This window comes from Mucilaginibacter rigui, from assembly GCF_014773275.1.
Taxonomy (GTDB): Bacteria; Bacteroidota; Bacteroidia; order Sphingobacteriales; family Sphingobacteriaceae; genus Mucilaginibacter; species Mucilaginibacter rigui_A.
The window spans coordinates 1,281,124-1,304,015 of sequence record NZ_JACWMW010000002.1 but is presented as its reverse complement, the minus strand read 5'-3'; the positions used below and the strand labels follow the sequence as shown (position 1 = coordinate 1,304,015).

The window sequence follows — 22,892 nt, the reverse complement described above, 5'->3', positions numbered from 1 at the left end:
ACTCCTAACGTTGCACAAAAACAACTTTTAAACTATTTTTTAGGTAACAACCTGATTACCTGTTATATTTTGTCATGGTAAGCTCGGTACCAATGGTGGCAAAGCTTTTTATCATCTCAATTGAGCGATCTATTAATGCAGGCAGTTCGGGTTTTTCATCGTCATCAAAACCACTTAGTACGTAATCAACCTGGCGGCCTTTGGGGTAATTATCGCTCACGCCAAAACGCAGGCGGGCATACTCGTTATTGCCGAGGGTAGCTTCGATATGTTTTAAGCCATTATGCCCGGCAGCGCTACCTTTTGGTTTAAGGCGCAGGGTGCCAAATGGCAGGGCAATATCATCTACAATTACCAGCACATTTTGCACTGGTATCTTCAGTTCCTTCATCCAGTGGTTTAGCGCTTTGCCGCTAAGGTTCATGTAGGTGGTTGGTTTGATGAGGTGCAGGGTACGGCCTTTATAATTAACTTCGGTATACCCGGCATGGCGCATATTATAAAACTTAGCCCCTTCCTTTTTAGCCAGCTCATCAAGCACCATAAAACCTATATTATGCCGTGTATCGGCATATTCCGGCCCAATATTTCCTAAACCAACAATTAAATATTTCATACCTCTCCGCCCCCATTGAAGGGGAAACTTTTTACAAGCGCAATTATACAAAAATAGCGAGGGGTTTAAAACCCGCCGCTATTTTATTATTAAAACAAAAACAGCGATAAGAAAACTTATCGCTGTTATCGGTACAATTATACTTTATTTATAAACCCACTATCGAATACGGTACACGGATATTTTTCACACGATAGTAATACGGATCGAGATAACCATCCTGGCAATCTGAAACGCCGCAGCCCGAAAAATTAAGGCAAAAGGTCAGTAACAGTTCGTTACGGCCATTAACCGATTCGGGGTGAATAGATGGAGTATAGTAACGTGCGTACTTACCGCCAAAATATTCGCTAACGGAATAAATATATTTCTGAGCAGTGAACGGTCCTGTTGGGCTGTTTGATGTAGAGATGTAGATATCGCGCTTATCTTCGCAATTAAAGCCCTGATCCATTGACATCATGATGTATTTACCATTGAGGTACGAGATGCTGTTGTTACCCGGGCCGACGGCGATTTTTGCAGCATCACTGGTAGTGGGCGCACTTGCCCATGACGAACCGTTCCAAAACGTCCAGGTCAATGGGTCATCCTGTTTAAACCTGGCCACAAAAATATTATTGGCATAGCCAAAGTTAAAGCCCTGCGAGCCGAAAGAATACACATACCCATCATTACCCTTTACCATACCAGTAGAATAACTGATATCTGTTTGGCCCGACATACCTGCCGGTGTATAACGTACAGCCGACCATTCATCGCCCGCATTAGGGGTTAGTTTGTATAGCGACTGGTTAGTGGCGCCCAGGCCCCTGCCCTCGCCGCACTGTACCCAAACATTGTTACCTATCTGCACACCCAATCCCGGCCATGACCAATCCGTTCCTGGCTGGTTATTAAATACCTGCCTTGGCCTCCCATGCGCGCTGTTTGGTATCGTCATATTAGTGGTATGATCCGGATTCCAGTCGGTTGCCGTTGGCTGGATCATTACCGAGTTGTTGTAGTTAAAAAAGTCTGAACATGAAAATTTATGATTATCGCGCAGCCTCGAACCGTCCCATGCATCCTGCGTTATCCATAGCACACGGCCATCACTCAGCGGTACACTGGTACCCTGGTCAAATGCTACCGAGCCCTGGCTGGTATTATTTCTTTCAAAAAATCCTATTGCAGAATCATCCCTGTAGGCTTGCTCGGGCAGTGGCTTAAGGGTAAAGCGCTGATCGCTGCTTTTCTCATCCGCATTTTCCAGCGTTACTTTGCTATCTGTAGCCGATGTACTCAGGGCCAGGCCTGTATTCTTATTAACAATGTTATATACGCCCAGGGTTGATGATTGCACAACCATCCACAGTTCGCCGGCAGTGGCCGATTCGCGATATTGCTCGGCCTGTGTCCCCGCATGTGCGCCGGTACTGGCATTCAAAAATTTACCGGTGTACAAATTCCGGATCTGGTAATATCTTACACCCGCGGCTGTGCTGTTGTATATCATGTGCCATTTTTGCCAAACAGGCATTACGTCTACGCTTTTCCCGGTTTCTATTTTTTGATTATCCTTATACTTCTCATTAAAGGTATAATCGCCTGCTACCTGCAGCATGCTACCGTTGGTGCCAGTAATAGCAAATACACCATAGTCTGTACTGTAAAAATCGTACACTTTAAACTCAACGTTCCATTCTATTTTTTCGCCCGATTCGGCGGTGACTACAAATACCTGCTTTAACGAGGTAGCGTTAAAACTCGTACCTGATGCCGGGGATACTTTTGAACCGTCGGATATCACCATATTGGCGATTAAGGCGGCCATATTAACTCCTTTTTGCACAGTAACTGTTATGGTGTGTTTGGAGTTATCAAAAATTGCAGGGCCTATTTGCCCTTCGGCAAGCGCGAACTGTTTGATCATTCTTCCCGGACTTGGGTACCGTTTGTAATCCTTAGAACAGGATATAACAAGTACAATTGCCGAAAGCAGTAGTAGTAATGGTTTTCTCATAACAAAGGTTTATGCTAAATTGGTTTAGCACAAACATTATAAATATAAATCGTTTTAGCAAATTTTAGTGAAAAAATTTTATGCGTTAATAACCTGTGTTATAAAACAATAAGCATAAAAAAAGCGACGGTGTATACCGTCGCTTTAATCAATTAGAATTGGTGAAATCACCAACAAAATTATTTTTTACCTGCTTCTTGTTCAGCCTGGCGTAATGCACGTGAAGTAGTTACAGATACAATTGTATCTTCTGCTGCATTGGTGATGGTAAGGTTAGGCAAACTGATTTCGCTAACTTTTACTGATTTACCAACTTCAAGCGCTGCAATGCTAACTTCGATGTTATCCAAATGATCTTTAGGTAATGCTTTAACACGCAGTTTCCTTAGTTTTTGAACTAATTTACCACCCACCTTAACACCCGGAGAAGTACCTGTTAATTTTACAGGGATCTCGATAGTTACCGGTTTCTTTTCATCTAACAATAAAAAGTCGATGTGGATAAGTTGTTCCGTTAACGGGTGGAACTGCATATCTTTAATAATAGCTTGTGATTTAACACCAGCTATGTCAATGTCGATGAAATGAACAACCGGAGTATAAACTACGGCTCTCAAATCAGCTGCGGACACTGCAAAGTGGGTTTGGGTTGCACCACCGTAAAGTACTGCAGGCACTAAGCCCTGATAACGCAGTCCTTTAGCGTCTCTTTTCCCTACGTTCTCTCTTGGAGAACCGCTAATAGCAATTGATTTCATTATTTATTTATTATACAAAGCCACACCAACATGGTATGGATATTTTAATTCAACTTAATCTACCCTAAACAACTGGCTTATTGAGCCATGCTCGTTAACGTTGCTTATCGCTTTTGCAAACAGATCGGCAGTAGTTAGCACCCTTATTTTAGGGCTCGAGTGTTTTAATGGTATTGTATCGGTTACTATCAGTTCGGTTAAAGCCGAATTTTCGATAGTTTCATAAGCCTTGCCTGATAATACCGGATGTGTACAAACCGCGCGAACGCTGCGTGCACCACGCTCCATAATTAAACCGGCAGCTTTTGCAAGTGTACCTGCAGTATCGCAAATATCATCGATCAGTACAATATCCTGATCGGTAACATCCCCAATGATGGTCATGCTTTCAATTTCATTTGCACGCTTACGCCGTTTATCGCAAATCACCACTTCTGCATTAAAGAACTTCGCAAAGCTGCGTGCCCTGTATGAACCGCCCATATCCGGCGATGCAATGGTTATATTGCCTAAACCAAGGCTTTTTATGTAAGGTACAAATATGATAGATGCATCCAAATGATCTACCGGTACATCAAAAAACGCCTGGATCTGCGCAGCGTGCAGGTCCATCGTCATGATACGGTTTATACCTGCGGCTACCAGTAAATTAGCTACCAGTTTTGAACCTATTGCAACACGGGGTTTGTCTTTCCTGTCCTGGCGGGCCAAACCAAAATATGGTATAACTGCTATAATATAATGGGCAGATGCACGCCGGGCGGCATCTATCATCATTAACAGCTCCATCAGGTTATCGGTTGGCTGGTGCGTGCTTTGTATCAAAAACACATCGCAACCGCGGATAGACTCATTAAAATGCGGCTGAAACTCGCCATCGCTGAAACGCGATAGAACTACATCGCCCAGCTCCTGACCGTATGATGAAGCAATGTGTTTAGATAGCTCCTGCGAACCTGAACCTGCAAATAGCTTAACCGTATTGAACTGTAAAGGCATTTTTTTGTGATTTCGATAGTATCAAACCCCTATAAAAAACAATCGGATTTCAATTTTTCTATCAGATGTAAATCCGAAATTGAAAATTCGAAATCCGAAATTTTTGTTGCCCGACCAGGATTCGAACCTAGACAAACGGTACCAAAAACCGTCGTACTACCATTATACTATCAGGCAATCTCCTTTGGTTTGTAAGCCATCCCAAAAAGGAATGCAAATATAAGACGATTTTTCGGAAGTCAAAAGCAAAATTTAAAAAAGTATTTTAAATAATTTTTACAGCCAAAACATGCGTTAAAAAGTGTTAAGGTTTAGCGCTTTTAACGCAAACATCGTAATGTTTTTCTTATTTTCGGCTGCTTAAACCTACTATAGCTTGTAACAACAGCATGAACTACAATAAGATAAACAATATTTTTGGCTGGGCAGCCGGCATTATTGCATCCATCACGTACATTTTAACGCTCGAACCCTCAACCAGTTTTTGGGATTGCGGCGAATTTATAGCCTGTATTTACCGTTTGCAGGTAGCCCACCAGCCGGGGGCGCCATTATTTACCATGATAGGCAAGGTATTCTCATTGTTATCCTTCGGTAATAACATGAAGGTGGCTTACTTTACCAACATGGCATCGGCCCTGGCCAGCGGCGCAACTATCCTGTTCCTGTTTTGGACCATCACCGCATTGGCTAAAAAGCTGGTTGTTAAAGCCGGCGAAGAAATTACCCAAACAAACATTATACAAATTATAGGTGCAGGTTTAGTAGGTGCATTAGCTTATACCTGGTCTGATACATTTTGGTTCTCGGCTGTCGAGAGCGAGGTTTATGCGCAATCGTCACTTTGTACGGCAATTGTATTTTGGGCTATCCTTAAATGGGAAGCTCATGCCGACGAGCCACGCGCCGATAAATGGATCATTTTTATTGCTTACGTAATGGGTTTATCCATCGGTATCCACTTATTAAACTTATTGGTTATACCGGCTATAGCGCTTATTATTTATTTCCGCAGGGCAAAAAACGTTACTGCTACAGGCACTATCTGGTCGTTTATATTAGGGGTTATTACCGTTGCCCTTATACTTTGGGGCGTTATACAGTTTACAGTTAAAGGCGCAGCCTTCTCCGATCTGTTATTTGTAAACACCCTTGGTATGGGCTTTGGCAGCGGTGCTATTGTTTTCTTTTTACTGGTTATTGGTGCCCTGGCATCAGGTATTTATTATACCGTAAAACCATCAAACGTATTTTTAGGTATAGCTGTGGTTTGCTTTATATTGATACTAACCATCAGCGCAAGCATTATTGGTTTTATAGCGGCTTTAGCCATACTGGCTTTATTAGAGTATGTTTTAAAAGTACGCGAAAAACGCGTTGCACTTAACCGTGTGTTAATTTGCGCCGCGTTTATTTTATTCGGCTACAGCTCTTTTGTAATGATCGTTATCCGTGCGAAAGCTGGTACAAACCTAAATAACAGCGATCCGCAGGATGCCTTTGCGCTAAACAGTTACCTAAACCGCGACCAGTACGGTGATACGCCCTTAATGTATGGTAACTATTTCGATGCGCAGGTTATCGACCAAACCGAGGGTGCCAAGATATATCGCCGAGGCGAAAAGAAATATGAGGTTGCCGGCAAAAAACTGAATACCATTTATGACCGTAATACCTTGTTCCCACGTATGTTTAGTCAGAAAGCCGGCCACGCCGAGTTTTACAGGATGTGGTCGCAGCTCGGCCCCGAAGAGCATCCTACAATGGCTACCAACCTCGGCTTTTTCAGCAGCTGGCAGGTTACGCAAATGTATACCCGCTACTTTTTATGGAACTTTGTAGGCCGCGCCAATGAAATGGACGGGCAAACTAACCAGGGTGCCGATGGCAGCTGGCTTAGCGGCTTTAATTTTGGTAAAGAATTGCCAAGCACAGTTACGCTAAGCAAATCATATAACAGATTATACTTTTTACCACTTATTATAGGGCTGATAGGTATGGTTTATCATTTTAAACGCAACCAGCGCGATGCCGGTGTTGTAGTAGTACTATTCTTTTTTACAGGTTTAGCCATTGTGCTTTACCTTAACCAGGACCCTTTACAGCCCCGTGAACGTGATTACGCTTACGCGGGTTCCTTCTATGCATTTGCTATATGGATAGGCCTGGGCGTATTATTTATTGCTGAATTACTCAGCAAAAAGCTCAATGCCAAAACAAGTGCAATCATTGCAACTGTAGCATGCTTACTGGCAGCGCCTATATTAATGGCCAGCCAGGAATGGGATGATCATGACCGCTCTACAAAGCTTACCCCGCATGACCTGGCTTACGATTACCTAAACTCATGCGCACCTAATGCTATATTGTTTACCTATGCCGATAATGATACTTACCCGCTTTGGTATATACAAGAAGTTGAAGGCGTTCGCCCGGATGTACGTATAGTAAACTTAAGCTTGCTTGGCACAGATTGGTATATCCGCCAGATGAAGGGCGAGATGAACCAATCGGCACCGCTGCCTATTACCATGCCTAACGATAAGTTTAAAGCGGGTATACGCGATGTTATTTACTATAACGATGCTAAAATTGCCGGGCCGGTTGAGCTTAAAGAGGTGTTTGACTTTATTACATCAGATAATAAGGAAAGCATGGTACAGTATCAAAGCGGCGAAAGCGCCAATTACCTGCCTACCAAAAACTTTAAATTAACAGTTAATGCTGATGATGTTATTAAAGGAGGCACAGTTACTGCCGATAAAAAAGACCTGATAGTACCTGAAATGGACTGGACCTACCCCGGTAAATATGTAACCAAGGATAACCTGGCCATGATGGATATACTGGCGCATAACAACTGGAAACGCCCTGTATATTTTGCATCAACCGTACCAAGCGATAACATGCTGGGCCTCGACAGGTACCTTTACAGCGAAGGCCTTACCTACCGCCTGATGCCGTTTAAACCGGATACCACCGCCGCTCCACAAGAAAACAGCAACACCCTGGTGATGTATAACAACATGATAAACAAGTATAGATACGGCAATTACAAAACCGCTAAATATCTTGATCATGAATCTTTGAATTTATTTTACCCGTTGATAACCCGTTTATATGCCACCCTTGCCGATAACCTTTTAAAAGAAGGACATATAGATCTGGCTAAAAACGCGCTTAAAAAATATGATGAAGTGATGCCATCACAGATCATATCGTCAGAACTGGCCGTACGTAAGTATTATATGGTTGAAAGCCTTTACCGTATGGGCGATGCTACATTAGCCAATAAGCTGGCCAACCAGATTGATGATTACATTATCGATCAGTTAAAATACAGCTACATGCTTTATCAAAAAAGTGATGCAGGTCTAAACACACGCGATGTGCAGCTATTTCTATCGTTACTTAACGGTATGGAAGGGCTTACCAAAACCTATAAACAAGATGCTTTAAGCACCAAAATAGGTGCACAGTTGAAAGACTATGGCACCAAGTTTGGCGGCTTGCAAACACAACAGCCACAGTAATAAAAGCATTAATATTAAAAAAGCGGCGATAAGCCGCTTTTTTTGTTTCTAAATACGTGTATTACCCGGCACCAATTATATAAGCACCTGCCAGTAACAATACCTCATCAGCTTGCGTCTTAATTTTATAACCTAAAATAATGAAACACGCTTACATCCTGCTTTCACTGCTTTTGATATCCGGCATTACATCTGCCCAAAACAAAACAGCCACTATAGATTCTATGCTGAACCGTACAAATCGCCTGGGTTTATTTAAAGGGAATGTTTTGGTAGTTGATAACAATAAAATTGTTTATAAAGGGGCATTAGGATTTACCGATGCATCGCAAACCACTAAACTGACCACAGCATATCGTTTTCACATCGGTTCAATAGCCAAAGAGTTTAATGCTGTTGCCATTATGATGCTAAAAGAACAGGGCAAGCTAAGTGTGGATGATAAAATATCAAAATACCTTACAAATTTACCGGCATGGGCAAATACCATTGCTATAAAAAACCTGCTGCAGTATACCAGTGGTTTGCCCGATCTTAAATGGAAAACCGTTAAGAACGACGCCGATATATGGGCCGATATGCAGAAAATTGACAAGCTTGATTTTGAACCCGGAACAAAGTATGCTTATAATAATAGTAATACATTTTTACAACGCCGCATAATTGAAAAGATAACGGGTTTAACTTTTAATGAATTTGTTGCCCAAAAAATGTTGAAACCCTGCGGTATGAGCAATTCAGTGATCGATCCGGACGACAATACGCCGCTAATGGCTAAATCATACAACAATAATTTCCAGCAATCATCCCTAGTCTATCCCATTACCGGCTGGACAGCAGTTACCCTTGACGATTTTTACAAATGGGAAAAAGCTTTGGAAAACTTTAAGCTAATAAACCCGGCATCTACCAAAGAAATACTTACCCCCTTTGCCCCCAATAAACAGTGCGGCCTTGGCGGTGGCAGCATAGAGGGTAATAAAATTATTATACATGAGCATGATGGCACCAGTTTAAATTACCAGGCCCTGCTAACAGCCAATACTACCTTAGGCAGAACAGTTATTTTAATGACCAACAATAAGCAAAATAACCTGTACGATATAGGCCGCGCCATACAGGCCATATTAGATAATAAGCCCTACCAGCAGCCAAAAAAATCTGTGTTAGCTGCTTTTGGCAAACAACTGGATAGCCTTAAAGGCCAGCAAATAATTAGTTTTTATAATGACCTAAAAACAAAATACGCTGCCGATTATGGCTTCGATACTGAGGCATCGCTAAACGAGATCGGATATTCTCTTAAGAATAACAACCGTATGGATGATGCAATAATGGTTTTTGAATACAATACCACGCTGTTTCCAACATCGGGCAATGTGTTTGACAGCCTTGGCGAAGCTTATTATGCCAAAGGCGATAAAGAAAAGGCGCTGTTAAACTACAAGCGTTCGTTACAACTGGACCCAACAAACACTACGGCAAAAGCTGTTATAACAGAACTGGAAAAGAAATAATGTACCTATGTAAGAAGTGTTCACGTTCACTACCGTGAACGCCGTTAACACTTACAAACCCCTCATTATCAAAAGTTATACATTTAGCACTTATCTACTTTTTATTGATAAGCGTGAACAGTGCATAAAAAAAGCGGCTAAAGAGCCGCTTTTTGTTTCTTATCTTTTCGTACTTAATCCTAAAGATCAATCTTCTTCCACAACACCCATGTTGCAGAATTTCTCGATACGCTCGGCAACCAGTTCGTCTACGTTGCGTTCTCCTAAGTTTTTAAGGTCTTTTATCAATTGCTTTTTAAGGATGGCAGCCATAGCAACCGGATCCTGATGGGCGCCTCCAAGAGGTTCTTTTATAACGCCGTCAATCAGGTTGTTCTTCAACATTTCTGTTGAGGTTAGCTTCAGCATTTCGGCGGCACGCTCTTTTTGCTCCCATGTTTTAAACAGAATGGTTGAGCAGTTCTCTGGAGAAATAACCGAGTACCAGGAGTTATCAAGCATCAGTACCCTATCGCCAATACCTATGCCTAATGCACCGCCTGATGCACCTTCGCCTATCACCACGCAAATAACGGGCACTTTTAATACAGCCATTTCCAGCAGGTTACGGGCAATGGCTTCACCCTGTCCGCGTTCTTCAGCTTCAAGGCCGGGGAAAGCTCCGGGGGTATCAATTAAAGTAACTACGGGCTTGCCAAACTTCTCGGCCATTTTCATTAGCCTTAAGGCTTTGCGGTACCCCTCGGGATTAGCCATACCAAAATTACGATACTGCCGCTCTTTGGTGTTGCGCCCTTTTTGGTGACCAATAAACATCACCGTTTGACCATTTAACGTCCCAAAACCGCCTATAATCGCCTTATCATCGCCTACCGTGCGGTCGCCATGAAGTTCGATGAAATCATCGCACATCAGCTCAAGGTATTGTAAGGTATAAGGGCGCTCGGGGTGGCGGGATATCTGCACTTTTTGCCAGCCGGTTAGGTTGGTATAGATCTCTTTCTTGGTGGTTTCCATCTTGGCTTCCAGTTCTGCAACTGTGGCCGACATGTCAAGCTTGTTTTTTTCTTCAACCTGCTTTACTTTTTCTATCTGCCCCTGCAATTCTGCCAGTGGTTTTTCAAAATCAAATGTAATCTTCATACAATTTTATTGGCCGCTAAATTAAATAATTCCATCGGCATATTGTTTTAATTATGATTTTTTCAATTTATTAAGCATGGCGATCTGCCCCGGCGAGAGCAAATTATACGCCGCTACATAGGTTTTCAAAATAGCGTTTCGAAGTTCGCCCATATATAAACCATAGCGGTTTGTATAAAAGATTAGGTCGCTTTCGCTTATCTTTTTGGCGCGAAAAAGGGCATCAATCTTGGTTTCGTTAGTTACCATAAAGTTGCCCATTTCTATCTTTTTACGCTTCAATTCGGTAGTTATGCCGGTTAAGGCCGTCACCTGCGAGGGGCTCAGGTCAAGCTCTTTCTTATATTTCAAAGCCTGCTCTGCCGATGGATATTTATTTACATCGGCCACCAAACTCATGTTATAAAAGTCTTCACCTTTTATTAAAGCGTTGTATTGCACATCACTTAGCGTTTTTACCGGCGATGGTTTTAAGGTGCTGTCAGGTGTTTGGGCATTAGCGCTGAGGCTGATAAATATTATTAATATAACGGCAGATAATAGTTTAAGCATGCTGATCTGTTTTTAGAAAACGCGCAATTTTTGAGCCAAAGCAACCGCGAATGTCATCCTATACAAACATAGGATAACAAGATGATTAAATTCCTCAGTCCACCTTTATCACCTTCGTTCTTTTACTAATGCCATTCTCGTTAAAAGCTTCTATCTGGAAGTAATACGGTAAGCCTTTTTCCATCCCGTTAAAGTAGTATTCGTTTACATTATATACCATAATGTTGTTGTACAGCTTATCCGGCTCGGTGCCCATATAAATGGTATAACCTACTGCCCCATCCGTTTGCCTCCAGCGGATCCACGAGTTACGGCGTTCGGCATCGCCACGTAGCACAATCAGGTTCCTGACCGTATCCGGCGCAACTCCTGCCCCTTTGCCAAACACCCTGAAGCCTGATAATGCAAACTTGCCCGTTGGCATATGCAGGTTGGTTATTTTAAGGTAACGGGCTTTAGCCGGGGTTTTCAGCTCCACATAATCGTGCGGTACATCGGTTTTGTTTTTGCTTTTATCAACCAGTGTTTTCCAGGTTTTGCCATCTAATGATGAGCTGATCAAATACTGATGATATACGCCCAATGATTTCCCCATAAACGTAGCATCCTGATCGGCGTAGTTGATTTGGATAGCTTTTACGGTGCTTACTTCGCCAAGGTCGGTTTGCAGCCATTCGCCTTTGTTGGCAGTTTTTGCGCTCCAGTAGGTTTTAATATCCTCATCAACCGCAAGGTTTGGCTCGTAAGCGCCAAGGGTTGATGAAACCTGCACAGGCTTATTATAATTCAGCAGCATCCAGCCGGTAAAATTGCTTTTCAGGTGGTCTTCCTTACCATTGGCTAAATAGTGCGGATAATCGCCATAAGAGGTATTGGTATACAGTACGCCATCCTTATCAAAACCTGCGGGCCAAAAGCCGTTACGGCGTTCAAAGTTGTTCTTTACATTAATAACCATGGTGCTGATGTGCCAGTAGTTGCCATATTTATCGGCCCAGGTAGCGCCATGCCCCGCCCCTTTTGCAAAACCGCCGGGTTTGTAACTAAAGGGGTTATGTTTTTGGTAAGTGAACGGACCAAGCGGTTTATCGCCTACGTAAACGCCATCGCCATAACCGCGGCCTTCGGTACCCGGCGCGGCATATTGCAGGTAGTATTTACCGTTATGCTTGTTCATCCAGCCGCCTTCCATAAAACCGGTCAGGAATACATTATCGTTATTCTCGCCAAAACGTTCCCAGCCATGTTCCTTCCAATCCAGTTTGATCATTTCTTTTTTGGGGCCGATGGGTTCAAACGTTTTGCGGTCTATCTCCTGCCCGTACATAGGCAGGGTATTGCTGCTGCCATGATAAATGTAAACGCGACCATCATCATCGGCAAACAAGCCCGGGTCCCAGGCACCTACCTGAAAGTAATCCTTTGCGGCTTTCCAGGTGTCGTGGGTTGGGTCGGTACTCATCCAAAGGGTAAAATCTTTATTATAGGTCGATCCTATCACCAGCAAGGTATCGCCCAAAACTAAAGTACCCGGCGCGCAAAGCTCGTCACCTTTTACCTGGTTATACGGACGCACAAATTTGCGCGAAACAAATTTCCAGTTTAGCATATCGCTGCTCCACCAGTAGCCAAACTGGTTGGTGCTGAACAGATAGTAATTGCCTTTAAAAAGTGTAACAGTTGGGTCGGCAGTGGCGCGGTGTTTTCCCCATGCGGCAAAATTCTCAAACGGGGTGTAGGCGTAATCGAGATTAAGCGGGTTACAATAGGTAAGGCGTTTGGTTTGTGCCGATACATTAAACGCAAATGCAAATATGAGTATTGCTAATAGAATACGAAACTTCATAGCAGATAGGTAATTGGTTAGCGGTTTCAAATATCTGCTTTTATGGTGATAAATATTAAGATAGTTTTATTAACCACAGAGGTCACAGAGAAAAAACACAAAGATCACAGAGGCCTGTCAAGTTATTAAAGCTGTCTTTGTGCCCTCTGTGAAACCTCTGCGTACTCTGTGGTTACCCCCTTGCTTTTGTCAGTTTAATGAAACATTACAACAACAATTGGTATACTGCGTTGCTTATTTTACATACACCTCTTATCTTCATCAAACATTTACACCACCTGCTATGAAATACAGAACTTTAGGCAATACCAATGTAAAGCTATCCTCAATTGGCTTAGGCTGCATGGGCATGAGCCACGCTTACGGCGAACCGGATGATGCGGAATCTATTGCTACGTTAAACAAAGCACTTGAACTGGGTATTAACTTTTGGGATACTGCCGATGTTTACGGCAACGGGCAAAACGAAAAACTGATCTCGCAGGTATTAAAACCTAACCGGGATAAAATTTTCCTGGCTACCAAATTTGGCTTTACCGCCGATAGCAGCGGCAAACTTACGGGCTTTGATGGGTCGCCCGCTTACATGCGAAAAGCGGTTGAGGCAAGCCTCACACGTTTGCAAATTGATGTGATAGACCTGTATTACACCCACCGTGTTGACCAGAACATCCCCATAGAAGAAACCGTTGGCGGCATGGCCGATCTGGTAAAAGAAGGCAAGATTAAATATATAGGCTTGTCGGAAGCGTCACCTGCAAGCATCCGCAGGGCGCATGCGGTACACCCCATATCGGCACTGCAAAGCGAATATTCGTTATTGACCCGCGATGTGGAAGCAGAGATATTACCGGTTTGTAAAGAACTTGGCATTTCCTTTATACCTTTTAGCCCGCTGGCGCGCGGACTGGTAACCAACAAACTGGATGTAAGCGAATTAAAAGATGGCGATTTCCGTAAAACACTGCCGCGCTACCAGCAGGGCCATGCCGACAATAACCGCTTACTGGCCGAAGGCTTTGCCGCTATTGCTGAAGGTATAGGCTGCACATCGGCGCAACTGGCTATTGCCTGGGTATTGGAACAGGGCGAAAACATTATCCCTATCCCCGGCACTAAAAAACGCAAATACCTGCAGGAAAACGCCGGCAGTGTAGATGTACAGTTATCAACCCAAAACCTGGCTGATATAGAGGCTTTATTAAAGAAATACCCCGATACCGGCGACAGGTACAACGCAGGCAACTTAAAATTTGTGGATAAGAATTAAGCTACTGTAGCACATCTTTCATATCATAATGCGGCACTATCCGGGTGCTTACGGGCATCTCGTTATAGGCCGTGTATAAAATGATCTTGTTGGTTTTATCTATGCCGGGGATAACGCTGCCAATATTTTTTCTGATCTCCTCATTCTCCTTTTTAATAGCATCAATGTTTTTGAGGCTGATATGTGTCTGGTAGCCAATGGTAGGGTAACTCCCCTCGTCGTTTGTAGTAAAATACACCCTTATAATGCGCGGTTTGGTGCTCACGCCATCGAGCATTATAGGGTAATGATACTTCGCGTTAGCCTGGTTTGTAACGGTTTTGCTGAACTCGTATAGTTTGTCTTCTGCTAAATACTGCCATATATCATTAGGCCTGCTGCAGGTTGTGGCAAGCGTTATGGTATTTGCGGCACAGAATAAATATCCCGATTTGTATTCCTGCTTTGCCTGTTCATAAAGCTCGGGGGAAGTTTTACCGTTAAAGGTATAGGTACCAATGTCCAGCTTACCCAGTTTCCATCCGTATGAGTAACGGGCGTAAACTGCTGTTATCATTGACCGGTTTAGCGTTTTGGTGTTCTTTGGCAAAAACATAGCAATGTACATTTCTTCGGCCATACCCGGGTAAACCAAACGAAAACTGTTAACACCCTGTTTAGGGCTATTAATGGTATCTGCACCTGTGTACTTATTTACAACGTAGTATTCATTAAAATTCACAAAGCTATCCAGCTTTAACTTATTGCCTGCAAGCTCTACCAACCGGCTGGTGTAATTATCGTCTAATAATTCCTTTGAAATATACGCACCAAGGCTTTTGGTATCGTTTGCTTTCAGGCATTTAAACACTTGTGCATTAAGCGCATGCAGTTCGTCGCGGTTACTTTGTTTTATCTGTTCGTTTTTCCAGGCGCCTATTTCGTTACTGCAGCTTTGCAATATAACAGGGATTAAAAGGCAGTAAATTACTTTCAACGGGTTTAGGGTTTTCATCGGTACTAATATAAAAAAATTGTGATACCGGTTTACATAAGGTATAATCTGACATTGTACAGAAAACCCGTTACGGAGTAATTACTATCTTCGGCCTTTTAAATAAGCCAACCCTATGAAAAACTTTGCAAAAATATCAGCACTCGTATTACTTGTTATTACCATTACATCCTGCGACAGATCTGCGAAAACCACCACTGCCAAAACAGATAGCACTGCTGCCGTTAAACCTGCACCCATGAAAGTTGATTCGGGTAAACTGATCGGTGCATGGCATGATGAGGCCATTAAATCTGACAAGGGCGAAGAAATTGCATACGAGGTGGTAAGCAGCGGCCATAAAGTATACATACAGGCTATAACCTTTACCGGTACAGATTTAACCCTAAATGATACTCCGCCCATTACACCGGCAGCTACCGAAATTAAAAAGGATGGCGATAAATACGTAAGCGTTGAACGACCTGACGAGAGCTACAAAATAGACAAAGAAGGCAACCTGGAGCTATATGATAAGGGCGTATTGGTGGCAACCTGCAAAAAGATACTATAGCTATTTGTGGTTCTTGTTCCAGCCTATCTTCATTTTACCATTCTCCTCGTGCGCGCGGATGTGAAGCACTATGCCTTTAAAACGTTTTCTGGCTAACTCTACCTTATCGGTTATCAGGCTGTCTTTACCGGGGTTGCGCAGCGGGATGTCGAGCGCGATATCTGTCCCTTTGGTAAGGCCGTAAAAACCGGCCACATCCACATTTAATACGCTGCTGCTTACCTCAAGGGGTTTAATAGTGATCATATCGCCATTTACGGTAAAATGCCCATCCAGCTTAGGGATGCGGATGTTTTTCAGATTGCGGAACGGGAACGCGAACTTACCCACCCCCATTAAAGGCTTAAAGTTTAGTAAAGCTGCATCACGCAAGCTAAGGTCAAGGTTGCCTGCTATAGAGTGCGGCGCCAGGTTACCCGCATCGGTTATGCCACCGGTAATATTTGTTTTGGCAGATAAAAAGCCTTGCAGGTTCTCGTAAGTAAAATCCTGCAGGCCAAAGTTGTTAAACGCGTAGAAAAATTCGCGCATGTTTACATGACTAACAGTAGTATTTACCGCGAATTTGTTTAAAGCTTTCCCCTGCATCATGCGCCCGTTTATGGTTAATGAGCCACCTGAGTGTTTTAACCCGATATTTTGAATGATGATACCATTGTCGGTAGTCAGCAAGTCTGCACGGGCATCAGTAGCCAAAAACTTTTTATAATATACTTTTGCCACCTGCATGTGCATTTCGGCCTTGCCCTTATCAAGCACGGTGCTTAACTGATCTACTATGTTACCGCTATTGCCCCGCCTTTTTGCGGCGGGCGCACTTTTACGCTCGCTTAAAAAGCCCAGAAATTCGCCCAAATACAATTGCGGGCTACGGATCTGCCAGGTAAGCAAGATCTTCTCGGGTGCGTTATAATACAGGTTCAAAAAGTTTTTCACACGGCCTTCCATGGTTACAATGCTCTTGCCGCTTTGCAGGCGAATATTGTTCAGCACCAGATCGTTCCCAATAAAATTCAGCGAGATAGATGAGTTTTTTAATTTAAGGTTGCGCGGCAGGTAGTATATATCGGTATTACGCAGGTTAATAGAACCCCTTATAATGGGTTTGTTTATTTTATAGTCAACAACATCTGCGGTATACCGCAGGTTCATATCTGCAGAGCCATTATTAAATTTAGCAACGTCATCCTGCAAAAACCAATTTAGATCGGCAGCCGGGAAGCTTGATCTAAAGTTACCTGTGGCAACAGGCTTTTCCAGGTTAATAATACTGCCGGTATCAATAGTAAATGGTAAGTGATTATATGTCCCTTTTAAGCTTGTCAGTTTGATGATCGAGTTATCATCCCCATAGCCTTTATCCTTAACATAGTTATTGCTATATATCCCATCGAACGAACAGTTATCAAGGTCGCCCCCCGGAATGGTTATTTTGCTATCCTTAACTTTGGCTGTAACATATATTTTAGGCCCGCCGTCATTGCCGCCAAAACTGCCGTTTAAATTGCAGGTAACATCCATTGGTTTGCTGATGTTAAAGCGGTTAAGCACCTCTGTAATATTGGGCGCCAGTAAAGATGAAGCCCGCCGCCACAATATTTGGTCGGCAACAATATTAATGGTAAAAGTTGCTGATGGTTTATCCGCAGTAGCAAAAACAGCATTTATTTTAAACGGAGAATCGCCAATGTTCAATGGCAAAACCGATACGTTTATTTTACCGGTTTTTTCATTATAACCTGCATCAAAATCGCCTTTTAATTGCTGGTTTTTGATAAAGCTACCGCGCAGGCTGTTAAAGGCCATACTTTTAGCCATCACATCCGAATGGAACTTAGCTCGCCAGCCGCTATCCGGGTAATTCATTTTCCCGTTTATATCGTTCACCGCAAAATTGAACAACTTATGCGCCTTGCGGTCATCAACCGTAAAGGTAACGTTGCTTAGGCTAAACTCTTTCAACTGGGTAGACGAACTGCCTTCGGATGGGTTATCCTTTACCTTTTTATGATCTTTTTTAAATACGGCTGTATTGCTGTAACCCGTGCTATCGGTAAAAAGATCGATGGCGGCATCACTAATATCAATGTGGTTAATATCAATAGTACCCCTAAAAAGCGCTGCTGTATTTACAGATATGTTAAAATCTTTAGCATCAAGCAATGTGTGTTTATGCTGAGCGAAGTTTTTATCGCGAATAATTACATTCTTTAGCGTAAGGGAAACATCCGGGAAACCCTTAAAAAAACGTGGGCTCATATCGCCAATGGTGAGGGTACCATCAACGCTTTTTGCAAGCTGGTCATTCACCATTTTAAGCACCTTGGTCTTATTATAAGTAATGTATAGCGTAAAGCCTATCACAACCACTACAATAAGCAATATAAAGCCGGCAATTATTTTCAGGGAAGTTTTTAACCACTTTGGCATAAGCGTAATTTACAGGTAAATAGTCAAATAGCCTATTTTGTTTGTTTTGTAATAGAATGATTAATAGCTGGTGGGAATAATTTGGTGACAGGAGACGCGAAGTTTCGTGTCTTTGAATAAGTATGCTACTCTGCCTTCTCAAAAAGATATCCCTATATTAGCCCCACACAAACCATGGCTGATACCACACCTCAATTACGCACCGTTAACGTTACCCGCTATGTTACGCCATTGCGCGAGGGCGGTTCATTACCTGCCATTGCCGAGGCGGACGACGGTTTCTTATATGTACTAAAATTCCGCGGTGCCGGGCAGGGGCCTAAAGCCCTTATTGCCGACCTGATTGGTGGCGAAATAGCCCGCAAACTGGGTTTTAAAGTACCCGAACTGGTATTTGCCAACCTTGATGAAGCCTTTGGCCGTACCGAACCGGATGAGGAGATACAGGACCTGCTGAAATTTAGTGTAGGCCTTAACCTGGCGCTCCATTACCTTTCGGGCAGTATCACCTTCGACCCGACCGTTACTTTTGTCACCACCGAAATGGCATCCAAAATAGTTTGGATGGATGCCCTGCTGATGAATGTTGACCGTACTGCACGCAACACCAATATGCTGATGTTTAACCGCGAACTTTGGCTGATAGACCATGGCGCTGCGCTGTACTTCCATCACAGTATGGAGAACTGGGAAGAGCAGGCCAAACGCCCGTTCACTCAAATAAAAGACCATGTATTGCTGCGTAAAGCATCCGAGTTAGATGCGGTTGATACCGAGTTTAAAGCAGTGTTAACGCCTGAGTTTATCCAGCAAGTAGTTGATCTGATACCTGATGCCTGGCTTACCGACCGCTCTTTTGAGACCGAAGATGAGCAGCGGCAGATCTACGCCAAATTTTTGAACACCCGTTTAGCCAACTCAAATATCTTTGTAAAGGAAGCACAAAATGCAAGATCGTCACTTATTTGAGTATGCCGTTATCCGTGTTGTACCGAGGGTAGAACGCGAGGAGTTCCTGAACGTGGGGGTTATTTTACTGTGCAGTAAACAAAAGTTTTTAAAGATGATGTACCACATTGACAAAGACCGCCTGCGGGCCTTTTCAAAAGACCTCGACATTGACGCGTTGGAAGAGAACCTGTCATCCTTCCAACGGATAGCTACCGGCGGTAAAGATGCCGGCCCTATCGGCGAACTTGATGCCGCATCGCGGTTTCGCTGGCTAACGGCTACACGCAGTACAGTGGTACAAACCTCAAAAGTACATCCGGGCTTTTGTTTGGATGGGGAGGATAGCCTGACACGGTTATACAATCAGCTAGTTTTACAGCAGGATTAATTTGATCCTGCCAGGGTTGACGCTACCGCACCCTTTTCATCAAGCGTTTGTATAACCGGCCTGTTAAGACTGTCTATATAGATCTTTAACCTTGGCTTGCCTTTGTTGTCGCTTAGGAACAAGCCCGTTTGCCCGTTTTTAGCTTTGCCTAAAAACAACCGTTCGGTACCCAGGTACCCTTTTGCTTTAAGTCGTGCCACCTCATCCCGGTAGGCCTTGCTGCTATTATCCAATTTCAACGAATCAAAATGGCTCACTAACTGCCCCATGGTGAAGTCATCACTGCGGTCCCAAAGTTTAAATCCGTAGCTTCTTATCTTTTTATTTTCACCATTTTGGCTGTACTGCAACTGCATGATCTGGTCATTTTTATATTGATCGATGGAGTAAACCATACCTGCGCCGTTTTTATCACCGCTATACATAAGTCCTCCGCATTCGTCGCCTTTGTCGTTAAAAAACACCATACCTGCATCGCGCTCTCTTTTTGGCAAATCCTTACCATCAATAGCGCCCGGGTGTTGTTTTTCTTTATTGCTGATAACCATACGCAGCGTACCATCGGACTCAACAATATTTAAGCGTTGTACCGTAAGTTCGGCAGCCGATGCCTTATCACCGGTAAATAGTTTTATTCCAAAAACCACAAGTACTATGAGCAATACTCCTACCGTTATTGTCAAAATTTTAACCTGTTTTGCCAGTTGTTCTATTGTATCCATAAAATTTGTTTTGCCGGAGAGATCCGTATTGATTACCTAAAGCTACAATTTCATACAACGCACAATAAAACTTGTTTACATTTTATCAAAGCAGAACCTACTCAATCGTTTCGTAGAATAAAAAACCGAGTATGTAAAATGTACACTATATATATTAAATTAGCTCTCCGAAACCAATTATAAGTTCTAACCTCATGGCCTTCTTTAAAACAAAAGCACTTATGCTTTGCCTTATATCCCTATGCTTTACGCAGGGCGTAATCGCGCAAAAAAAAAATCCGGCGCAGCCAAAGTTTAAAGTAATTGCATTTTATACGGGCAAGGAAGACCAGGCGCACATCAGCTTTATGCACGAGGCCAATAAGTGGTTCCCCCAGATGGCCAAAAAATACAACTTCACTTACGATTCTACCAATAACTGGAGCAACCTCAACACTGCTTTCCTGGCCAAATACAAGGTGGTGATATTTTTAGATACCCGCCCCGAGGATTCTCTGCAGCGGGTGGCTTTTGAAAAATACATGAAGGATGGCGGCGGATGGATGGGGTTCCACTTTTCGGCGTTCGCGCTTAACCAGTCGGCGGTACCGCAAAACTGGGATTGGTACCATAACGATTTTTTAGGATCGGGAGAGTATGGCAGCAATACCTGGCGGCCAACATCGGCAATATTAAAGGTTGAAGGGAAAGACCACCCTGCTATGAAGGGCCTTGGCGATACCTTTAAGGCATCGCCAAACGAATGGTACCGATGGGAAAAAGATCTTACACAAAACCCAAATATCCAGATCCTGGCATCAATTGACCCGGTGAGTTTCCCTTTAGGTACAGGCCCAAAACAAAGCGAGATATGGCACAGCGGCTACTACCCTGTAGTATGGGCAAACCGCAATTACAAAATGGTATACTTTAATATGGGGCATAACGATATCGATTATGAGCATAAAACCAACAAGGACCTATCACACACTTTTGGTAACCCCGCAGAGGATAAACTCATTTTAAATACCCTGCTTTGGCTTGGTACATCAAATAAACTGAATTAACCATCAACTAAATATTAACCCAATAACCTTCAGCCCTCACCCATGAAGAAAGGATTTTTAATAGCCGGCCTTGTTTGCTTTACAGCAAGCACGTTTAGCCAGGCGCCTGCGGCTAAAAAAATGCAGCCTTACTCTGCAGCCAACAGGACAGTAAAGGTTTATGTTACCGAAAAGGAATCGGCCAAAAGGCTTTTCCCTGCCGGCGAACTGAAATTTGAAACAGAAGCACAGCCCCCCGAAACCGAAACCGTGGTATTTGTTGACCCGGCGCAAAAATTCCAAACTATGCTGGGTATAGGCGGTGCCTTAACCGATGCTGTTGCCGAAACATTTTACAAGCTGCCAAAAGATAAACAAACCGAACTTTTAAATGCTTACTACAACAAAACAACCGGTATTGGCTTTACCCTTGCACGCACCAACATACAAAGCTGTGATTTTAGCAGCAGCAGCTACAGCTATGTAAGCAATAGCGACAAAAGCCTGTCGACATTTGATGTTAGCCACGACAAACAATACCGCATACCTTTTATAAAGGCCGCAACAGCTGTAGCGGGCGGTAAGCTAACCATGTTTGTATCGCCATGGAGCCCGCCTGCCTTTATGAAGGATAACAACGATGTGCTGCACGGCGGGAAGCTTAAACCTGAGTTTGCGCAAAGCTGGGCAAACTTTTACATCAAATTTATTAAAGAGTACGAAAAGCTGGGTATCCCTATCTGGGGCCTATCGGTACAGAACGAGCCAATGGCTACACAAAAATGGGAATCGTGCAAGTACACCGCTGAGGAAGAACGCGATTTTGTAAAGAACTACTTAGGCCCAACACTTTGGAAACAAGGCATGAAAGCTAAAAAACTAATTGTGTGGGACCACAACCGCGACTTACTTTACCAACGCGCAAGCACCATATTAGAAGACCCTGCCGCTGCTAAATATGTTTGGGGTATAGGTTTCCACTGGTATGAAACCTGGACCGGTGCGGGCCAAAACTTTGAGAACACCCGCCTTACACATGCCGCGTTCCCTGATAAGAATTTGATATTTACTGAAGGTTGTGTGGAAAAATTTGATTTTGCCCGGTTAGACGACTGGGCCCTGGGCGAGCGGTACGGCCTGTCGATGATAAATGATTTTAATGCCGGTACCGTAGGTTGGACAGATTGGAACATTCTTTTAGATGAAAAGGGTGGCCCTAACCACGTAGGTAACTTTTGCTTTGCACCGGTACATGCCGATACCCGCACAGGCAAGCTGTTGTATACCAACTCTTACTATTACATCGGCCATTTTTCAAAATACATTCAACCCGGTGCAAAACGTATCGCGGCATCTGCAAGCAGGGATAAACTGTTGACCACCGCTTATCAAAACCCAAATGGCTCAATAGCCGTAGTGGTAATGAATCGCACCGACGAGAAAATAGAATACAGCCTATGGATAAAAGGCAAAGCTGCCAAAACCACAAGCGAGCCACACTCAATAGCCACTTTGGTAATGCAATAATTATTTAGCAGCCCTCGAATTGAGGGCTGCTAATTTTATACGCTATCCTTGTTCTTGATGCCT

At 43.3% G+C, this 22,892-nt stretch carries 18 protein-coding genes and 1 tRNA gene; 8 read left to right on the top strand and 11 right to left on the bottom strand.

What is annotated here, in order from left to right; translation table 11 throughout:
• Positions 1 to 55: 55 nt before the first annotated feature.
• The 5 genes from pth to IDJ75_RS12870 all read right to left on the bottom strand — a co-directional run bounded on the left by pth (position 56) and on the right by IDJ75_RS12870 (position 4,555).
• A complete protein-coding gene (pth, locus tag IDJ75_RS12890; protein WP_191176006.1) occupies positions 56 to 616 on the bottom strand; it encodes an aminoacyl-tRNA hydrolase in 561 nt (186 codons plus the stop codon).
• A 148-nt stretch (positions 617 to 764) separates the two neighbouring features.
• Entirely contained in the window at positions 765 to 2,621 is a 1,857-nt protein-coding gene (locus IDJ75_RS12885; protein ID WP_191176005.1) for a DUF4185 domain-containing protein, read from the bottom strand.
• Positions 2,622 to 2,800: 179 nt separating this feature from the next.
• Positions 2,801 to 3,379, bottom strand: coding sequence for a 50S ribosomal protein L25/general stress protein Ctc (locus IDJ75_RS12880; protein ID WP_191176004.1), 579 nt, complete (start codon positions 3,377 to 3,379; stop codon positions 2,801 to 2,803).
• A 54-nt stretch (positions 3,380 to 3,433) separates the two neighbouring features.
• Positions 3,434 to 4,378 carry a ribose-phosphate pyrophosphokinase gene (locus IDJ75_RS12875; RefSeq protein ID WP_191176003.1) on the bottom strand — a complete coding sequence of 315 codons (945 nt, stop codon included), beginning with the start codon at positions 4,376 to 4,378 and terminating at the stop codon, positions 3,434 to 3,436.
• A 106-nt stretch (positions 4,379 to 4,484) separates the two neighbouring features.
• Positions 4,485 to 4,555, bottom strand: a tRNA-Gln gene (locus IDJ75_RS12870).
• A gap of 212 nt (positions 4,556 to 4,767) precedes the next feature.
• On the opposite strand from IDJ75_RS12870, the gene IDJ75_RS12865 reads away from it, so the two are divergent.
• Together IDJ75_RS12865 and IDJ75_RS12860 are read left to right on the top strand one after the other, a co-directional pair.
• A complete protein-coding gene (locus IDJ75_RS12865) occupies positions 4,768 to 7,911 on the top strand; it encodes a glycosyltransferase family 117 protein (protein WP_191176002.1) in 3,144 nt (1,047 codons plus the stop codon).
• Between the two features lie 140 nt (positions 7,912 to 8,051).
• Entirely contained in the window at positions 8,052 to 9,428 is a 1,377-nt protein-coding gene (locus tag IDJ75_RS12860; protein WP_191176001.1) for a serine hydrolase, read from the top strand.
• A gap of 186 nt (positions 9,429 to 9,614) precedes the next feature.
• Here the strand turns inward: IDJ75_RS12860 and IDJ75_RS12855 are convergent, their stop codons facing one another.
• From IDJ75_RS12855 to IDJ75_RS12845, 3 genes are all read right to left on the bottom strand, one after another.
• The gene (locus IDJ75_RS12855; protein ID WP_191176000.1) at positions 9,615 to 10,571 is read right to left on the bottom strand and encodes an acetyl-CoA carboxylase carboxyltransferase subunit alpha; all 957 of its coding nucleotides are present in this window, start codon (positions 10,569 to 10,571) and stop codon (positions 9,615 to 9,617) included.
• A 51-nt stretch (positions 10,572 to 10,622) separates the two neighbouring features.
• Positions 10,623 to 11,123, bottom strand: coding sequence for a hypothetical protein (locus IDJ75_RS12850; protein WP_191175999.1), 501 nt, complete (start codon positions 11,121 to 11,123; stop codon positions 10,623 to 10,625).
• A gap of 94 nt (positions 11,124 to 11,217) precedes the next feature.
• The gene (locus tag IDJ75_RS12845) at positions 11,218 to 12,969 is read right to left on the bottom strand and encodes a family 43 glycosylhydrolase (protein ID WP_191175998.1); all 1,752 of its coding nucleotides are present in this window, start codon (positions 12,967 to 12,969) and stop codon (positions 11,218 to 11,220) included.
• A gap of 283 nt (positions 12,970 to 13,252) precedes the next feature.
• Here IDJ75_RS12845 and IDJ75_RS12840 point away from each other — a divergent pair, with 283 nt between their 5' ends.
• Positions 13,253 to 14,239, top strand: a complete 987-nt coding sequence (locus IDJ75_RS12840; RefSeq protein WP_191175997.1) for an aldo/keto reductase — start codon at positions 13,253 to 13,255, stop codon at positions 14,237 to 14,239.
• A gap of 1 nt (position 14,240) precedes the next feature.
• Here the strand turns inward: IDJ75_RS12840 and IDJ75_RS12835 are convergent, their stop codons facing one another.
• On the bottom strand, positions 14,241 to 15,233 hold the full coding sequence (locus tag IDJ75_RS12835; RefSeq protein ID WP_191175996.1) for a hypothetical protein: 993 nt from the start codon (positions 15,231 to 15,233) through the stop codon (positions 14,241 to 14,243).
• A 115-nt stretch (positions 15,234 to 15,348) separates the two neighbouring features.
• On the opposite strand from IDJ75_RS12835, the gene IDJ75_RS12830 reads away from it, so the two are divergent.
• Positions 15,349 to 15,786 (top strand): hypothetical protein, encoded by a 438-nt coding sequence (locus IDJ75_RS12830; protein WP_191175995.1) that lies wholly within the window; start codon positions 15,349 to 15,351, stop codon positions 15,784 to 15,786.
• Here IDJ75_RS12830 and IDJ75_RS12825 read toward each other — a convergent pair whose 3' ends face one another.
• A complete protein-coding gene (locus tag IDJ75_RS12825) occupies positions 15,787 to 18,216 on the bottom strand; it encodes an AsmA family protein (protein WP_191175994.1) in 2,430 nt (809 codons plus the stop codon).
• Positions 18,217 to 18,390: 174 nt separating this feature from the next.
• Here IDJ75_RS12825 and IDJ75_RS12820 point away from each other — a divergent pair, with 174 nt between their 5' ends.
• The gene (locus IDJ75_RS12820; protein ID WP_191175993.1) at positions 18,391 to 19,185 is read left to right on the top strand and encodes a HipA family kinase; all 795 of its coding nucleotides are present in this window, start codon (positions 18,391 to 18,393) and stop codon (positions 19,183 to 19,185) included.
• On the top strand, positions 19,163 to 19,555 hold the full coding sequence (locus tag IDJ75_RS12815; RefSeq protein WP_191175992.1) for a DUF3037 domain-containing protein: 393 nt from the start codon (positions 19,163 to 19,165) through the stop codon (positions 19,553 to 19,555). The genes IDJ75_RS12820 and IDJ75_RS12815 overlap by 23 nt, the downstream gene beginning before the upstream one ends.
• On the opposite strand, the gene IDJ75_RS12810 is transcribed toward IDJ75_RS12815, so the two are convergent.
• Positions 19,552 to 20,277, bottom strand: a complete 726-nt coding sequence (locus IDJ75_RS12810) for a hypothetical protein (RefSeq protein WP_191175991.1) — start codon at positions 20,275 to 20,277, stop codon at positions 19,552 to 19,554. The two genes, IDJ75_RS12815 and IDJ75_RS12810, sit on opposite strands and share 4 nt — an antisense overlap.
• Positions 20,278 to 20,471: 194 nt before the next feature.
• Between IDJ75_RS12810 and IDJ75_RS12805 the strand changes: the two genes are divergently transcribed.
• On the top strand, positions 20,472 to 21,323 hold the full coding sequence (locus IDJ75_RS12805) for a ThuA domain-containing protein (protein WP_191175990.1): 852 nt from the start codon (positions 20,472 to 20,474) through the stop codon (positions 21,321 to 21,323).
• 42 nt (positions 21,324 to 21,365) lie between these two features.
• On the top strand, positions 21,366 to 22,829 hold the full coding sequence (locus IDJ75_RS12800; RefSeq protein WP_191175989.1) for a glycoside hydrolase family 30 protein: 1,464 nt from the start codon (positions 21,366 to 21,368) through the stop codon (positions 22,827 to 22,829).
• The last annotated feature ends 63 nt before the right edge of the window (positions 22,830 to 22,892 follow it).

Bases quoted from the DNA above. Each gene is read 5' to 3' on its own strand.
- pth (WP_191176006.1), bottom strand. From the start codon at position 616: ATGAAATATTTAATTGTTGGTTTAGGAAATATTGGGCCGGAATATGCC.
- IDJ75_RS12885 (WP_191176005.1), bottom strand. From the start codon at position 2,621: ATGAGAAAACCATTACTACTACTGCTTTCGGCAATTGTACTTGTTATA.
- IDJ75_RS12880 (WP_191176004.1), bottom strand. From the start codon at position 3,379: ATGAAATCAATTGCTATTAGCGGTTCTCCAAGAGAGAACGTAGGGAAA.
- IDJ75_RS12875 (WP_191176003.1), bottom strand. From the start codon at position 4,378: ATGCCTTTACAGTTCAATACGGTTAAGCTATTTGCAGGTTCAGGTTCG.
- IDJ75_RS12865 (WP_191176002.1), top strand. From the start codon at position 4,768: ATGAACTACAATAAGATAAACAATATTTTTGGCTGGGCAGCCGGCATT.
- IDJ75_RS12860 (WP_191176001.1), top strand. From the start codon at position 8,052: ATGAAACACGCTTACATCCTGCTTTCACTGCTTTTGATATCCGGCATT.
- IDJ75_RS12855 (WP_191176000.1), bottom strand. From the start codon at position 10,571: ATGAAGATTACATTTGATTTTGAAAAACCACTGGCAGAATTGCAGGGG.
- IDJ75_RS12850 (WP_191175999.1), bottom strand. From the start codon at position 11,123: ATGCTTAAACTATTATCTGCCGTTATATTAATAATATTTATCAGCCTC.
- IDJ75_RS12845 (WP_191175998.1), bottom strand. From the start codon at position 12,969: ATGAAGTTTCGTATTCTATTAGCAATACTCATATTTGCATTTGCGTTT.
- IDJ75_RS12840 (WP_191175997.1), top strand. From the start codon at position 13,253: ATGAAATACAGAACTTTAGGCAATACCAATGTAAAGCTATCCTCAATT.
- IDJ75_RS12835 (WP_191175996.1), bottom strand. From the start codon at position 15,233: ATGAAAACCCTAAACCCGTTGAAAGTAATTTACTGCCTTTTAATCCCT.
- IDJ75_RS12830 (WP_191175995.1), top strand. From the start codon at position 15,349: ATGAAAAACTTTGCAAAAATATCAGCACTCGTATTACTTGTTATTACC.
- IDJ75_RS12825 (WP_191175994.1), bottom strand. From the start codon at position 18,216: ATGCCAAAGTGGTTAAAAACTTCCCTGAAAATAATTGCCGGCTTTATA.
- IDJ75_RS12820 (WP_191175993.1), top strand. From the start codon at position 18,391: ATGGCTGATACCACACCTCAATTACGCACCGTTAACGTTACCCGCTAT.
- IDJ75_RS12815 (WP_191175992.1), top strand. From the start codon at position 19,163: ATGCAAGATCGTCACTTATTTGAGTATGCCGTTATCCGTGTTGTACCG.
- IDJ75_RS12810 (WP_191175991.1), bottom strand. From the start codon at position 20,277: ATGGATACAATAGAACAACTGGCAAAACAGGTTAAAATTTTGACAATA.
- IDJ75_RS12805 (WP_191175990.1), top strand. From the start codon at position 20,472: ATGGCCTTCTTTAAAACAAAAGCACTTATGCTTTGCCTTATATCCCTA.
- IDJ75_RS12800 (WP_191175989.1), top strand. From the start codon at position 21,366: ATGAAGAAAGGATTTTTAATAGCCGGCCTTGTTTGCTTTACAGCAAGC.